This window comes from Bradyrhizobium sp. LMG 9283 (assembly GCF_045571415.1).
GTDB lineage: Bacteria > Pseudomonadota > Alphaproteobacteria > Rhizobiales > Xanthobacteraceae > Bradyrhizobium.
In genome coordinates this window covers 775,490-789,782 of sequence record NZ_CP120691.1, presented here as the reverse complement: position 1 = coordinate 789,782, position 14,293 = coordinate 775,490, and the positions used below count along the sequence as shown (strand labels likewise).

General features: G+C 65.1%; 11 protein-coding genes and 3 pseudogenes. 6 read left to right on the top strand and 8 right to left on the bottom strand.

The genetic code is table 11. The annotated features are described in order from the left end of the window. Positions 1-47: 47 nt before the first annotated feature. The 3 genes and pseudogenes from P6U29_RS03635 to ftsZ form a co-directional block, all read left to right on the top strand. Positions 48-238 (top strand): annotated as a pseudogene (locus P6U29_RS03635) (phospholipase effector Tle1 domain-containing protein); the annotation flags it as partial. Between the two features lie 123 nt (positions 239-361). Then, positions 362-874 carry a hypothetical protein gene (locus tag P6U29_RS03630; RefSeq protein WP_407116350.1) on the top strand — a complete coding sequence of 171 codons (513 nt, stop codon included), beginning with the start codon at positions 362-364 and terminating at the stop codon, positions 872-874. A gap of 52 nt (positions 875-926) precedes the next feature. Beyond that, positions 927-1,877: pseudogene (ftsZ, locus tag P6U29_RS03625) on the top strand (cell division protein FtsZ); the annotation flags it as partial. Positions 1,878-2,507: 630 nt separating this feature from the next. On the opposite strand, the gene P6U29_RS03620 reads toward ftsZ, so the two are convergent. Next, positions 2,508-3,185 carry a hypothetical protein gene (locus P6U29_RS03620; RefSeq protein WP_407116349.1) on the bottom strand — a complete coding sequence of 226 codons (678 nt, stop codon included), beginning with the start codon at positions 3,183-3,185 and terminating at the stop codon, positions 2,508-2,510. Positions 3,186-3,348: 163 nt separating this feature from the next. Here P6U29_RS03620 and P6U29_RS03615 point away from each other — a divergent pair, with 163 nt between their 5' ends. Further along, positions 3,349-4,695, top strand: a complete 1,347-nt coding sequence (locus P6U29_RS03615; RefSeq protein ID WP_407116348.1) for a DUF2235 domain-containing protein — start codon at positions 3,349-3,351, stop codon at positions 4,693-4,695. Positions 4,696-4,737: 42 nt separating this feature from the next. Here the strand turns inward: P6U29_RS03615 and P6U29_RS03610 are convergent. Beyond that, positions 4,738-5,819, bottom strand: a pseudogene (locus P6U29_RS03610) (ISAs1 family transposase). A 411-nt stretch (positions 5,820-6,230) separates the two neighbouring features. Here P6U29_RS03610 and P6U29_RS03605 point away from each other — a divergent pair. After that, the gene (locus P6U29_RS03605) at positions 6,231-6,476 is read left to right on the top strand and encodes a PilZ domain-containing protein (RefSeq protein ID WP_407116347.1); all 246 of its coding nucleotides are present in this window, start codon (positions 6,231-6,233) and stop codon (positions 6,474-6,476) included. 50 nt (positions 6,477-6,526) lie between these two features. Here P6U29_RS03605 and P6U29_RS03600 read toward each other — a convergent pair whose 3' ends face one another. The 6 genes from P6U29_RS03600 to cobS form a co-directional block, all read right to left on the bottom strand. Next, positions 6,527-6,934 carry a hypothetical protein gene (locus P6U29_RS03600; protein WP_407116346.1) on the bottom strand — a complete coding sequence of 136 codons (408 nt, stop codon included), beginning with the start codon at positions 6,932-6,934 and terminating at the stop codon, positions 6,527-6,529. A gap of 263 nt (positions 6,935-7,197) precedes the next feature. Next, positions 7,198-8,310 carry an NADH:flavin oxidoreductase/NADH oxidase gene (locus P6U29_RS03595; RefSeq protein WP_407116345.1) on the bottom strand — a complete coding sequence of 371 codons (1,113 nt, stop codon included), beginning with the start codon at positions 8,308-8,310 and terminating at the stop codon, positions 7,198-7,200. A 133-nt stretch (positions 8,311-8,443) separates the two neighbouring features. After that, positions 8,444-9,136 carry a hypothetical protein gene (locus P6U29_RS03590; protein ID WP_407116344.1) on the bottom strand — a complete coding sequence of 231 codons (693 nt, stop codon included), beginning with the start codon at positions 9,134-9,136 and terminating at the stop codon, positions 8,444-8,446. Positions 9,137-9,209: 73 nt separating this feature from the next. Further along, positions 9,210-10,277, bottom strand: a complete 1,068-nt coding sequence (locus P6U29_RS03585; protein WP_407116343.1) for an esterase-like activity of phytase family protein — start codon at positions 10,275-10,277, stop codon at positions 9,210-9,212. Continuing rightward, on the bottom strand, positions 10,274-12,175 hold the full coding sequence (gene cobT, locus P6U29_RS03580; RefSeq protein ID WP_407116342.1) for a cobaltochelatase subunit CobT: 1,902 nt from the start codon (positions 12,173-12,175) through the stop codon (positions 10,274-10,276). Before cobT ends, P6U29_RS03585 begins: the two co-directional genes overlap by 4 nt. 47 nt (positions 12,176-12,222) lie before the next feature. Then, positions 12,223-13,221, bottom strand: coding sequence for a cobaltochelatase subunit CobS (cobS, locus tag P6U29_RS03575; RefSeq protein WP_122400559.1), 999 nt, complete (start codon positions 13,219-13,221; stop codon positions 12,223-12,225). A gap of 296 nt (positions 13,222-13,517) precedes the next feature. On the opposite strand from cobS, the gene P6U29_RS03570 reads away from it, so the two are divergent. Next, complete coding sequence (locus P6U29_RS03570) at positions 13,518-14,177, top strand: DedA family protein (RefSeq protein WP_407116341.1); 660 nt, start codon at positions 13,518-13,520, stop codon at positions 14,175-14,177. The last annotated feature ends 116 nt before the right edge of the window (positions 14,178-14,293 follow it).

Here is a 14,293-nt window from a genome sequence, read left to right as displayed (position 1 = left end):
CACCCATTTTCCGCTATACTCGCCCCGGTAGCATCACCCGGAGGCGCATCCCATGGCGTACGCAGCCAGCACCGACCGCAAGCCCACCGGCAAGAACCTCGTCATGCTGTGACGGCACCGGCAACGAGATCTCGGAGAACATCTCCAACGCCCTGAAGCTCTAGCGCTGCCTGCGCAAGCCGGACCGGACGCCGGCGCAGCAGTGGTGTCTTTCGATACCGGGATCGGCGCGTTGACGACATTCGTAAACAGCGCCCCTCGTGCGTTAACCGTCCATTAACCAACGCAGCCTAGCCTGCTGCAATCGTCCAGCCATCACTAGCTCGAAATGCCTTCCCGGTTCGCTCCAGGAGAAGCGCCGATGTGCGTTGAGTTGTTGACGTATGCCGATCTCAGTGCCCGCCTCGATATCTCCCGAGAGGCCGCGCGTTCGCTGGCGAGACGCCGCCGATTGCCGCGTTCGCGGTCGGCGGACGGCAAGGCCCTGGTGAGCGTTGATTTCTCCGAGCTCCGCTACACGCCCCGCCCACGACGCGGCCGCCGGGCCGACCCGATCGATGCCTCCCTGGCAAAGATCGAGGCCGTCAAGATCGAGGCCTTCAAGGCGGAGGTCGCGCGGCTCGCGATGTTGCTAGCCAACACAAGGGCCGATTTCGAGCGGGAGCGCGAACGTGCCGATCGCCTCGCCGTCGAGCTGACGCAGGCGGCCGCAGAGACGGCGGCAGCCAATGCGTTGGCGGCACGACTGGAAGACGAAGTGGCGGTTCTGCGGACCGGTCGCCGGGCGGGCGGCGCGATCGCGGCACACGCCGCGCGCCGATTGGGACATCTGGCCGCCGCGATCGTGGAAGCAGACCGCGCGGCTTGCAGGTAGCACTCGAGACTCATCTCTATCCCCGGCTTGCCGGATCAATCACGAGGTAAGCATGACTGCCATCACCGATATCCAGGAAATGAAGGCCCGCATCGTCGTGTTCGGGGTGGGCGGCGCCGGCGGCAATGCGGTCAACAACATGATCACGGCCGGGCTGCAAGGAGTCGAGTTCGTGGTCGCCAATACCGACGCGCAGGCACTGGCCATGTCGAAGGCGAAGCGCCTGGTCCAGCTCGGCACAAAGGTGACCGCGGGCCTCGGCGCCGGCTCGCAGCCGGAATTGGGACGCGCCGCAGCCGAAGAGGCGATCGATACGATCCGCGATCAATTGACCGGCGCACACATGGTGTTCGTGACGGCCGGCATGGGCGGCGGCACCGGCACCGGGGCTGCACCCGTCGTCGCCAGGACCGCGCGCGAGCTCGGCATTCTCACGATCGGCGTGGTCACCAAGCCGTTCTACTTCGAGGGCCAGCGCCGCATGCGCTTTGCCGAAGCGGGCATCGATGAGCTGCTGAAGACGGTCGACACCCTCTTGATCATCCCGAACCAGAACCTGTTCCGGGTGGCCAGCGAGAAGACCACATTCGCCGATGCCTTCGCCCTTGCCGACCAGGTGCTCTATTCTGGCGTGGCCTGCATCAGCGATCTCATTGTCAAGGAAGGCTTGATCAACCTCGATTTTGCCGACGTCCTCTCCGTCATGAAGGAGAAGGGCAAGGCCATGATGGGACGGGGCGAGGCGTCCGGCGAGAAGCGCGTGCTTGCCGCCGCTGTCGCGGCGATCTCCAATCCATTGATCGAGAATCCCTCGATCAAGCGCGCCAGTGGCCTCATCATCTCCATCACCGGCGGCAAGGATCTCATGCTGTACGAGGTCGACGAAGCCGCGACCCGCATTCGCGACGAGGCCGACCCGGACGCCAACATCATCGTCGGCGCGTCCTTTGACGACAGACTAGACGGCATCGTCCGCGTCTCGGTGGTGGCGACCGGAATCGACAATCTCGACCCGGTGCCGCAGGCGCAACCGGTGGAAACCGCGCTCGCGCAGCTCGCCGGCAGGCTGCGCAACGACGGCCGCCGCATCGCCGATCGGATCGAGCGCAGTGCTTCCCTTCCGCAAGTGGAAAGCCCGCCGCTCCGCCCGCAGCCGCACCACCCCGTGGGGCCACCGGCAAGGCCGGGTCTGGATTATGCACGCCAGGCGACCGACCGGCCGCTCGATCCTTACGGCCGCGCCGCTGCGCGCAATGCGCCGGATGATGCCGTTCTCGATATCCCGGCCTTCCTGCGCCGCGCCGCCAACTGAGCGGTGGCGGGAGCTGGAGTTGCTCGTCTGCAATGCCGGATATGGACCGCGGCGACGCGGCTCCAAAGCGGATGAAATCAGGTTCGTCGGAGGTCCACCTCTCCCCGGCAGGGAGAGGTCGGACTGCCATCGCGCGCATTGCGCGCCTGAGCAATCCGGAGGAGGGGCCGCTGCGCTCAGTGAGACCGTATCCCCTCACCCGGATCGCATCTTACGATGCGCTCCGACCTCTCCCTCCGGGAGAGGTGGTCTGAGCGCTCGGCTGGCATCGACTCGAACAACACCCATCAAGCTTCTTAGGCTGCGCAGCGCGCCGATCGCTCACGCTGCCGTGCTGCGCGGGCTCTCCGCTGTTTCCTTCTTGTCCGCCTCCTTGTCGCGAGACAGCCATGCTGGAAAACGAAGCAGGCGTTCGTTGCTGTCTTTCGGCAGCTCGATGGCCGGTTCATCGGCCGAACTCGGGAGGTCTAGCGCGACGTGGCCTGTTCGCACCGCATCGGCGCGCTGATCGAGTTCGCGCAACAGGGGATCGAGCACGCTGTCGATTTCAGTCGCCACCGACACCAGGAAACTGTTGAGCTCGCGCGCCTCGGGCACGACTGCCGCAGCCGACTCGATCGCCTTGGAGAGACCATCGACGACGGGTGCAAACGCGCCGGCGGCTTGCTTGATTCGCGCCTTTATCGCTTCGATTTCAACCAAAACGCGCTCACGCTCCCGCCTTTTCTTCTCCTCCGAAAGGCGGGCTTCAATTTCGGCGATCTGGGCCGTCAGGGTCGTGGCTTCGGATGCGAGTGCATCGCGTCTTCCGCGCGCGCGATCGAGATCGCGGCTGAGATTGTCCACTAAGTCGTCCTTTCCAAACATGGCTTTGCTCCGTACGACAGCCGTTTTGGTCTGCAGGACGGCCTTGGCGCGAACCGCCAGCCTGGCAAGCAAACGGAAGGCTGGATCGGCCGAAACAGGCATCAACTTCGGTCGCGTCACATGGGCCGACATGGTGATCCCCCACTCGTCAACATTAGGCGACGGCATGGTTAACAAGTTGTTAATGTCAACAGATGATAGTGGGGGCACCCTGCCGGCGACGTCGCCTTCGTCTCCTAGCTGCCGTCCATTTCCGCTATACTCGCCCCGGTAGCATCACCCGGAGGCGCAGCCCATGGAGTCCGCAGCCAACACCGACCACAAGCCCGCCGGCAAAAACCTCGTCATCTGCTGTGACGGCACCGGCAACGAGATCTCGGAGAACATCTCCAACGTCCTGAAGCTCTATCGCTGCCTGCGCAAGACAGAGAAGACGTCGCCGCGGCAGCTGGTGTTTTACGATCCCGGGGTCGGCACGGTGACGGAGCCGACGACGTGGCACCGCTGGAAGGCCAACATCAACCTGGTGCTGGGGCTCGCCACCGGCTATGGGCTCGATGACAACGTGCTCAGCGCCTATTGCTTCCTGGTTCAGCATTACGCGCCGGGCGACAAGATCTATCTGTTCGGGTTTTCGCGCGGGGCTTACACCGTTCGCGTGCTGGCGGGGCTGATCCACAAGATCGGGCTGATCTCGCCGGAGCAGGCGAACCTCGCTGGGAGCGGGCTCATTGCCTACAAGCAATATTCCGGCACCGGGCGCGGCAACGATATCGAGGACCTCAAGGATATCGCCGTCGACGAGAGCGGGCCACTGCCGAAGGGCCCGTTCGACCTCGCCGCCCAGTTCGCGCGCATCACCTCGACGCGCTGGCCGACCATCCACTTCATCGGCGTCTGGGACACGGTGGCGAGCGTGATCGTGCCGCGGCGCGACAATTTCTTCTTCCTGTTCAGCCTGGAGGAGCTCGCCTTCACGCTGCGCAATCCGAGCGTCAAGATCTTCCGGCAGGCGATCGCGATCGACGAGCGGCGCTGCATGTTCCGCCTGAAGCAGTATGAGGAGCCGCAGGAGTTCTGGAGCAATCGCTACGTGCCCGACGAGAAGAAGGTGGCGCAGGACATTCTGCAGGTGTGGTTCGCCGGCGTGCATTGCGACGTCGGCGGCGGCTATCCGGAGGCCGAGAGCGGGGAATCCAAGTATCCGCTGCTCTGGATGATCGCGGAGGCGGAGAAGGCCGGGCTGAAATTCAACCCGCGCACGGTGAATCAGCTCGCCTGGGGCGTCCAGCGCAAGAACTCGCCGTTCAGATATGTGGAGCCGGCCTATACGGGGAAGACGGGCGAGTTGCACAATTCGATGAATGCGGCCTGGCGCGTGCTGGAGTATGTGCCGAAGCGCGCGACGTACAAGGAATGGCCGGAGCGGAAGGTCTATTTCGGCTTCTACATCCCCGATTGCGAGCCGCGCGTCATCCCCGAAGGCGCACATGTGCATGAGAGCGTGTTGAAGCGGATGGCGGTGGAGCCGGGGTATCGGCCGGTGAACCTGCCGAGGAGTTACGTGACCGTGCCGATGCCGGTGGGGCCGCAGCATGCGGAGGCGGCAGAGGCTGTGACGGATGAGAGCGTGACGGGGTGAGGCGGCGTGGTCCCGCTCTCTTACCCTCCCTGGAGGGTAGGGCTATCGCATATGGCCGAGGGTGGAGAGAAGGAAGTCATTATTCCATCTGGCTTGGAGCATTTTATGGCTGATGCGCGCAGGACCGGGGTTGCCTGCAGCGTATTGATGGCCAGCTTGCGGATGAGGGCGAGATTTTCCGCAGCGTGATCCTTGCGGCTGCGGCAGGCATCCTCATCGAACAGAACGTCGAGGACCCAGTGCAGGTTGTTCTCGATGCTCCAGTGGGTACGCACGACCTCGAGCAGCTTTTTGGCCGACAGCAGGCGCGAGGCCAGGAAGTATCGGACCGTATGCTTGGCGGTCTTGCCAGAGTTGGCGCGCCAACTGTCGATGCGAGCGACGGCGGCGATAGCGGGGAAGTCATATTGCTTCGCCAACTGTGGCGCCGGCGCGACGATGGCCTGCCGGCGCTCGACGCGGCCGTGCGCGGCGGCCTTCCGTTGACTCGCCCGTGCGGGCTTTCGGGCTGTGTCGATCAGCGTCTTGACGGCCTTGAAGAGCCGGCCACGGTTGCTCTTGATGGCCAACACGTAGTGCCCCTTCCGGTCGCGGATGGCCTGTGCGGTGTCGGGCCGGCAATGCAAGGCGTCGGCGGTGACAAGAGCCCCGTCCAGATCGAGCAGCGCCAGGACTTCGAGAGCCCCGGCAACCTCGTTGCGATTGGGAGCCTTCCGCTGAGCCAACGCCATGCGAGTGCCGGCCGCCCAGACATTGACCATATGCAGTGGCGTGGCCTGCCGGCCACGCGTGAAGGCTCCGCGCAGAGCCTTGCCGTCGATGCTGACCACCCCCTTGATGCCGAAGCTCTTGCTGAACTTGCGCAAAACCGCTTCCAGACCCTTCGGGTCCAACGCACGGAAGACGTTGCTGAACGTATCGTGGCTCGGAATGCCGTGCCTGAGCTCCAGAAATCGCCGCAACAGCTCCTCGCGGCCTTGGCCAAAGAACTCGAACTCGGTGCAGGTCTTGGCGCCAGCCAGCGTGGCTGCCAATGCAATGACAAGGACATCCACCAGATCGTGTCGGGTGTTGCTGGCGCGCGGATCCTTGAGCGGTCGAAACAGGCGCTTGAGCTTGCGCATTCAGGGCTCCCTCGAGAAGCGAGAGACACCCTAAGAATCCAGTTCCAACCCCTTTGCAATACCCCTCTAGCGCCATATGCGATTCCCCTACCCTGGAGGGGGAGGGTCGGCTCACGTTGAGCGCAGCGAAATGTGAGGCGGGGTGGGGTGACGGTCTCTCCACGCATGCGCTGCCCGTGTTGAGAGATCACCCCACCCCGCTCGCGCTGCGCGCGATCGACCACGGGCGAGCTACGCTCGTCCCGGACCCCTCCAGGGGAGGGTGGGCACCCCGCTACCGCCACTTTCCGCAGTCGCCGCAGCTTTTCATTAAAATTCTCCCGCCAACCTTAGCCGTATCGCATCATCTCTTTTCCATCATCGGGACAGACCACCCGCCGCGATACCTGCGGAATTGGAGGAGACGTGCCAATGCATCCGCGCAAATATGTCCGCGTGAAGCCCGCCGGGCTGGTGTCGCGACAAGCCAAGATCATCACCGACCCGCGCGCGCCGGCGATCAACTGCACACTGATCGACTATTCGCCCGGCGGGGCCTGCGTCGATCTCGGCGGCCAGGTGAAGATTCCCGATCGCTTCGAGCTGCTGCACGTCAACACCAGGAAGCGCTGCCGCATCGCCTGGAAGCGCGGCACGCGCGTGGGCGTGGTGTTTTAGGGAAATAGCGAGCTGTTGGCTTGCCCTCCCCTGGAGGGGTGAGAGCCGCACTACTTCCGCATCCTGGCCTTGGCGCCGGCGACGATCTGCATGGCGACGCCGCCGATCCAGCCGACGAAGACGAGCCAGGTCCAGGCCAGGTGCGGATCGAGCCGCAGCACGATCACAGCGACGGAGGCGAGCGTGGTCAGCGTGGCGCAGAGCGTGCCGGCCGAGCTGAGGAATTCCGCGGCGTCGATCTCGCTGTGCGCGTCGTCGAAAGGCATCTGCGGCGTGTCGATGCCGAGATAGAAGCCGACGGCGCCCAAGGCCATCATCAGCAGCAGGAATCCCTGCGTGGTGAGCGTGGGGATCGCCGAGCCGACATAGGCGCCGACGAACAATCCGCACGCGGCCCCCGCCATCGCAAGACCGACGCGCTCGAACACATGGGCAGTTTTGCGGATACCAAAGCGCATGGCCGGCCTCCGTGAGGCGTTGAATGCGGAGAGGTTAGGCCAGTTTTGGCGGACGTGGAAGGCGAAGGGGGTTATAGCGGGCGGCTTAGCTCCCTCTTCCCGCTTGCGGGGCCGGGACGAACTTCGTTCGCTCTGAGAGGATTGGGATGAGGCGGAGTCTCCGCGAAAACGCTGACAGCTGGACTCGTGGAGAGTCCCCTCACGGGGAATTTGCTCTCGCAAATTCCGGCCTCTCCCCGCACGCGGGGAGAGGCGAGAAGACCTCACCTCGCCCCGAACGTGGTCTTGCCGAACAGCGCCTTTTGCGTCGAGGGCTGCGAGCGCCAATATTGTGGCGGGACCTCGACCTCGCCGCCGAGCTCGGCGGCAGCGTGCCAGCCCCAGCGCGGGTCGTAGAGCATGCCGCGGGCGAGCGCGACCATGTCGGCTTTGCCGGATGCCACGATCTCCTCGGCGTGCTTGACTTCCGTGATCAGGCCGACGGCGATGGTGGGCAATCCCGTCTCGCGCTTGATGGCCTCTGCAAACTGCACCTGATAGCCGGGGCCGAGCGGGATCTTCTGCAACGGCGAGACGCCGCCGGAGGAGGCATCGATCCAGTCGACGCCGCGCGCCTTCAACGCTCTCGCAAATTCGATCGTCTGCGCCAGATCCCAGCCGCCCTCGACCCAATCGGTCGACGACACCCGCATGCCGACCGGCTTGTCAGCGGGGAACGCGGCGCGCACCGCGTCGAACACTTCGAGCGGAAAGCGCATGCGATTCGCGAGGCTGCCGCCATATTCGTCGGTGCGCTTGTTGCAGATCGGCGACAGGAATTGATGCAGGAGATAGCCGTGCGCGCCATGCACCTCGATGGCGTCGATGCCGAGCCGCGCGGCGCGTTTCGTGCAGTCGACGAAGGCCTCGCGAATGCGCTTCAGGCCCGCCGCATCCAGCGCCAGCGGGGCGGCCTCGCCCTCCTTGTGCGGCACCGCCGATGGCGCCACCGTCTGCCAGCCGCCATGCTCGACCGGAATCAGCTGGCCGCCGTCCCAGGGCCGCGCACTACTGGCTTTGCGGCCGGCATGGGCGAGCTGCATCGCGACCGCGGCGGAGGAATATTTGCGCACCGAATTGAGAATCGGCCTCAAGGCGGCCTCGCAGGCATCGTTGTAGAGCCCGAGACAGCCCGCCGTGATGCGGCCGATCGCCTCGACATGCGTCGCCTCGATGCAGAACATCGAAGCGCCCGACAGGCTGAGATTGTTGATGTGGGTGAAGTGCCAGTCGGTGGCGACGCCGTCCTCGGCCGAATATTGGCACATCGGCGACACCACGATGCGGTTCTTCAACGTCAGGCCGCGCAGCTTGATCGGGTTAAACAGGGCGCTCATGCGGGGGGAGTTCCGGGGGATGGGGGATCGTGAGGAGAGTGTAGTGAGCGAGGCGCGGATTGCCAGCCGCGCGGGGAGCATGACGGCTGGCGGCGCCATGCATTGCGCAAGCGTTCCGGTCGCAGCCGGCCCGCTACCGCTCGAAAACCCCAAGCTTCAGCTTGCCGACGCGGTTGCGATTCCCTCGCCCGATCGTGACAGTGGCGTGGGCGGCGAACTCGATCGAATAGCGGCCGTCCTCCATCTTGGTCAGGCTGCCGAGTTCGCCGATCTTCTCGGCAAGCGTCTTGTCGTTCTCGACGAAGAGACGGTAGTCGTTGAAATCATAGCGGCGCGGTCCCCGCCACTTCACCGTTGGGACATAGGTACGCATGTCGCCGTCGGTCTTGACGATGACGGTGCGGCCCGCCGCCTTGCGAAACAGGTCCGGCGTCTCGATCAGCCGGGCGCGATTGCCTTCGATCGCATAGATGTTCAGCGTCATGATGTGACGCTCGGTGCGGAAGGAGACCGCGACATAGCGCGAGTCGGGCGACCACTCCGCGTAATAGGCGTCGGCATCGGTGTCGAGATTGTTCTCGTGGCTGATGTTGTCAAGCACGGCCAGCCTGCGATGCTGCGGCTCCGCCATCAGATAGGCGTGAAATTTGTCGTGCGCGCCCTCCCCCTCGCCATGGACCGCGATGGCGAGCCGCTTGTTCGGCGCCCACCCGCCCGTGATGATGGCGTACTCGCGCTTGGCATAGGTGTGCTCGGCCGTGGCGTGCGCCTGCGGCAGCCCGGCAAGCAGGAGGACGAGGGCGAGAAGAACGCGGAGACGCGGCATGCGGTTTTGTCGCGGGCTCATGCATGCAAGTTCAACTTCAACGAGGTTGAGGCGCGGGCGCGAGACGACGCCCCTACTCCGCCAGCGTGAATTGCAGCAGCAAAGTGCGCTGGAGCATGGAAAAATTGTCGTCCGACACCAGCGTCAGCACGGTCTCGCCCTCGGCGGTGACATGGGCGTCGATGCCTTCCATGTTGTCGATCTCGTGGCCGAGATCGGCGGCGAACAGCGCGGGGCCATCGACCAGCGCACCGGGCGCGATTGACTTCAGGGGGATCGAGCGGATGCGGATGTTGACGCCGGTGAACCAGGAGAATTTGCGTTCGAGGATCAAGAGCTCGCCGGAGGGCAGCAGCACGGCATCGCTGATGTCGAATTTCTCGGTGCGGCGGACGCTGAACTGGCCGGGCGTGGGGCCGCCGATCAGGAAGGCGACGAGGTTGCCGTCGGCATCGAGCCCGCGCTCGGAGAAGGCGATCAGGGTGCCCGCGAGCGGCTGTCCTTTCGGCACGACCACCATCGCCTCCAGCCCCTTGTTGTAGGGCAGCTTGCGCAAGGCGGGCGGGACGGCGATCACCTCGCCGCGGGCACGCGTGCCGCCCTTGGCAAAATCGTAGCGCAGGATTTGGTTGACGCGCTCGAGCCCGACATAGACGAGATTGCCGTCGCGCGCGATCGATTCCGAATCCCACCAGAGGTGCTTGTCCGTGATAGGCCGCCCCTCGGCGCCGAGCAGCGGCGCGGCCTCGACGTCCGCGAGCCCGACCATCTCGCGGCCGGAATAGCGGATGGTGCCGGTGAACCAGGCAGCCTGGTCGGAGATCGCGAGGAAGCGCTCGCCCTTGCCATCGAGAAAGCGGAGGCCGGACAGGCCGCCGAAGCCGCGATAGGCCGAGGTCAGCACCAGGCCGCTGCGATAGTCCAGCGAGCCGAAGCGCGTGCGCGTGCGGTCGCGCGGTTCGAAATGGGGGATTGGACGCGCATTGACCTCGACGCTGACAGGCGTGGCGACGGCGTGCTCGACCTGGAGCTCGCGTGGCTCGGTCGCTGCTTGCGCCTGCGCCAGGCGAGAGAGCGCGAAAGTGGAGAATCCCGCCGCCGCGTGGCCAAGAAAGCTGCGGCGGGATGACAGCGTGCTCACGAATGCAATTTGCGTCGCGGGCGGCCGGGTGCTTGCGTGGGCGCCCCGTTGGTCTCGCTGAACAGCTCGGCGAGTTTTTCGGTGATGGCACCGCCGAGCTCCTCGGCATCCACGATCGTCACCGCGCGGCGATAATAGCGCGTCACGTCATGGCCGATACCGATCGCGATCAGCTCGACCGGCGAGCGGGTCTCGATCTCCTCGATGATGTGGCGCAGGTGCCGCTCGAGGTAGTTGCCGGGGTTGACCGACAGCGTGGAATCATCGACCGGCGCGCCGTCCGAGATCATCATCAGGATCTTGCGCTGCTCGGGCCGGCCGAGGAGGCGCTTGTGCGCCCAGTCCAGCGCCTCGCCGTCGATGTTCTCCTTCAAGAGGCCCTCGCGCATCATCAGGCCGAGATTCTTGCGCGCACGACGCCAGGGGGCATCCGCTGACTTGTAGATGATGTGGCGGAGATCGTTGAGGCGGCCGGGATTGGCCGGCTTGCCGGCGGCAAGCCACGCCTCGCGCGATTGCCCGCCCTTCCAGGCGCGCGTGGTAAAGCCGAGGATCTCGACCTTGACGCCGCAACGCTCCAGCGTGCGCGCGAGGATGTCGGCGCAGGTCGCAGCGACCGTGATCGGCCGTCCGCGCATCGAGCCGGAATTGTCGAGCAGCAGCGTCACCACGGTGTCGCGGAACGTCGCCTCCTTCTCGTGCATGAAGGACAGCGGGTGATAGGGATCGGTGACGACGCGCGACAGGCGCGCGGGATCGAGGATGCCCTCTTCGAGATCGAACTCCCAGGCGCGGTTCTGCTGCGCCATCAGGCGGCGCTGCAGGCGGTTGGCCAGGCGCGCGACGATGCCCTGCAGATGCGCGAGCTGCTTGTCGAGATACGCGCGCAGCCGCTCCAGCTCGTCATGGTCGCAGAGGTCCTCGGCCGCGATCACCTCGTCGAACTTGGGTGCGAAGGCGTGATATTCCGGCCCGCGCGGCTCGTTCCTGCCGTGCGCGTTCGGACGCGTCGCCTCGCCCGGAGTCTCGTCGTCGCCGAGCTCGCCGTCGTCGAAGGTGTCGGAGGTCGAGGCCTGCGCGCTTTCCATCGCGCTCTCGCTCATCTCCTCTGATGTCGCCTGCGCCTGGTCGGCGCTCATCTCCTGCGCGGCGTCGGAATCGGGCGAGCCCTCGGCGCCGGACTGATCGTTGTCGCCGTCCTGGTTCTCGTCGTTCTCGTCATTGTCCTCGCTGTCGGCGTTGCGCTCGTCGCCGAGCTCGAGCGCCGAGAGCAGATCGTGCACGGCGTCGCCGAACCGGGTCTGGTCCTCGAGCACGCCGTCGAGCCGGTCGAGCCGCTTGCCGATCTTGTCCTCGAGAATGGGACGCCAGAGATCGACCATCTTCTTCGCCGCCGCCGGCGGCGCCAGCCCGGTTAGGCGCTCGCGCACCAGCATCGCCAGCGCATCGGCGAGCGGCGCATCGGCGCGGTCGGTGATCTCGTCGAACTTGCCGCGATGGAAATGGTCGTCGAGCATCGCGGTGAGGTTCTTCGCAACACCCGCCATGCGGCGCGCGCCGATCGCTTCGACGCGGGCCTGCTCCACCGCCTCGAACACCCCGCGCGCCTGCGGATTGCCGGGCATCAGCTTGCGATGAACCTTGGGATCGTGACAGGCGAGCTTGAGCGCGATGGAATCGGCGTGGCCGCGCACGATTGCGGCGTCGCGCCTGGTCATTTTCCGCGCGGGCTCGGGCAAGCGGGCTTTGCCCGGCGCGAGACCGGGCCGCTCGGCCGCAAAGGAGATGTCGAGCTCGGGCGTCTTGGCGATCGCCTTGAGGCAGGAGGCGACCGAGCGCTTGAACGGCTCGGTCGGCGCTTCCTTGTTGCTGCGGAATTTCGAGTTGGAGGTGGTCATCTCACCCTGTCCGTCGTCCCGGAAGGCCGGGACGACATCACTGGTCCTTAGCTCAGCGCGACGTTCACCGCCGATTCCGGCAGCTCCGCATTGAAGCAGCGCTGGTAGAACTCGGCGACCAGGGGACGTTCGAGCTCGTCGCACTTGTTGAGGAAGGTGACGCGGAAGGCGAAGCCGATATCGCCGAAGATGTCGGAGTTCTCCGCCCAGGTGATCACCGTGCGCGGGCTCATCACCGTCGACAGATCGCCATTGGCGAAGGCGTTGCGGGTGAGATCGGCGAGGCGCACCATCTTGTTGACGATGTCGCGGCCTTCCTGCGTGCGATAATGCTTGGCCTTGGCCAGCACGATCTCCACTTCCTCGTCATGGCTGAGATAGTTCAGCGTTGTGACGATCGACCAGCGGTCCATCTGGCCCTGGTTGATCTGCTGGGTGCCGTGATAGAGGCCCGAGGTGTCGCCGAGGCCGACCGTGTTCGCGGTGGCGAACAGACGGAACGCCGGGTGCGGCTTGATCACCTTGTTCTGGTCGAGCAGCGTCAGACGGCCCGAGACTTCCAGCACGCGCTGGATCACGAACATCACGTCCGGGCGGCCGGCGTCGTATTCGTCGAACACCAGCGCGACGTTGTTCTGCAGCGCCCAGGGCAGGATGCCGTCGCGGAATTCGGTGACCTGCTTGCCGTCGCGGACCACAATGGAGTCCTTGCCGACGAGGTCGATGCGGCTGATATGGCTGTCGAGGTTGACGCGCACGCAGGGCCAGTTCAGGCGCGCGGCGACCTGCTCGATATGGGTGGATTTGCCGGTGCCGTGATAGCCGGTCACCATCACGCGGCGATTCTTGGCGAATCCGGCGAGAATGGCGAGCGTGGTGGCGCGGTCGAAGCGGTAGTCGGAATCGACTTCGGGCACATGAGGATCGACTTCGGAATAGGCGGGGACTTCGAGATCACTGTCGATCCCGAACACCTGGCGCACCGACACTTTCATGTCGGGCAGACCGGAAACTTCCTCAACTTTGGACAGGGCGGCGGTCGTCATCAATCCTCCGAGGTCCCGGGCGGTCCCGAAACCGGTTATTCGCACGTTGGCTGCGGCTGGGTGCTGGAACGCAACCTATCAGAGACAACGAGCCGGCAGAAGCCCGGGCACCAATCAAAGTTCCGTTGTCTTTTCATTTAGATAGGCAAGGAACGCAGTTTTTGGAGGGCTGCGTTGCGAATCACGCCCGAATTTCGGGCGAGCTAATGCCCTCGCCTGCTCGGATGGCACTCTTGCCGCAGAGGCTTACTTAGGTAGGGTCTGAACCCAATGCTCCAGCCCGCCACAGAGACGACGTGACGTCCTTCCTCGATCCCCTCATCTCCTTCGTCTCGGCCCATGCGTGGCTGGGCTATCTGACCCTGTTCCTGGCGGCGCTGCTCGAAGCCGTGCCGATGGTGGGATCGGTGATCCCCGGCTCGACCATCATCCTGGCGCTGAGCGCGCTGGTTCCCGGGGGCGAGCTGAAACTGCCATGGGTGCTGCTGGCGGCAGCGCTTGGCGCCGTGCTCGGCGACGGATCGGCCTATTGGATCGGGCACCGGCGGCAGCGCGAGATCCTCAACACCTGGCCGCTGACCAATTATCCGCGCCTCGTCGCGGAGAGCGAAAGCTTCTTCAACCGCTTCGGCACCTGGGCCGTGTTCTTCGCCCGCTTCGTGCCACCGATCCGCGCCTTCGTCCCCGTGACCGCCGGCGCGCTCGGCATGGCGCCCGCGAAATTCTACGCGGTGAACGTTCCCGCGATCCTGCTCTGGGCGCCGGCGCATGTGCTGCCGGGCGTGCTGGCGATCTCGGCGCTGCACGAATATGCCGGGCTGCACCATCATGGGCATGTCGGCAAGCACATCTGGATTCTGACCGTCGTTGGGGTTGCGATCGTTGTCGGCCTTGCGATCTGGACCATCCGCCGCCGACAAGGCAGCGCGGTCGCGGAAGCCAAACCACGGGCCTGATGGCGCGACGCCCGGCGTCCGGTCGCGGCCTCGACCTTGCTCCTCTCAAACACGACGGCCGAAAAAGCGGCATTGGATGAGGATCACGCCGCACAAGAGGCGGGCAAACAGAGCTC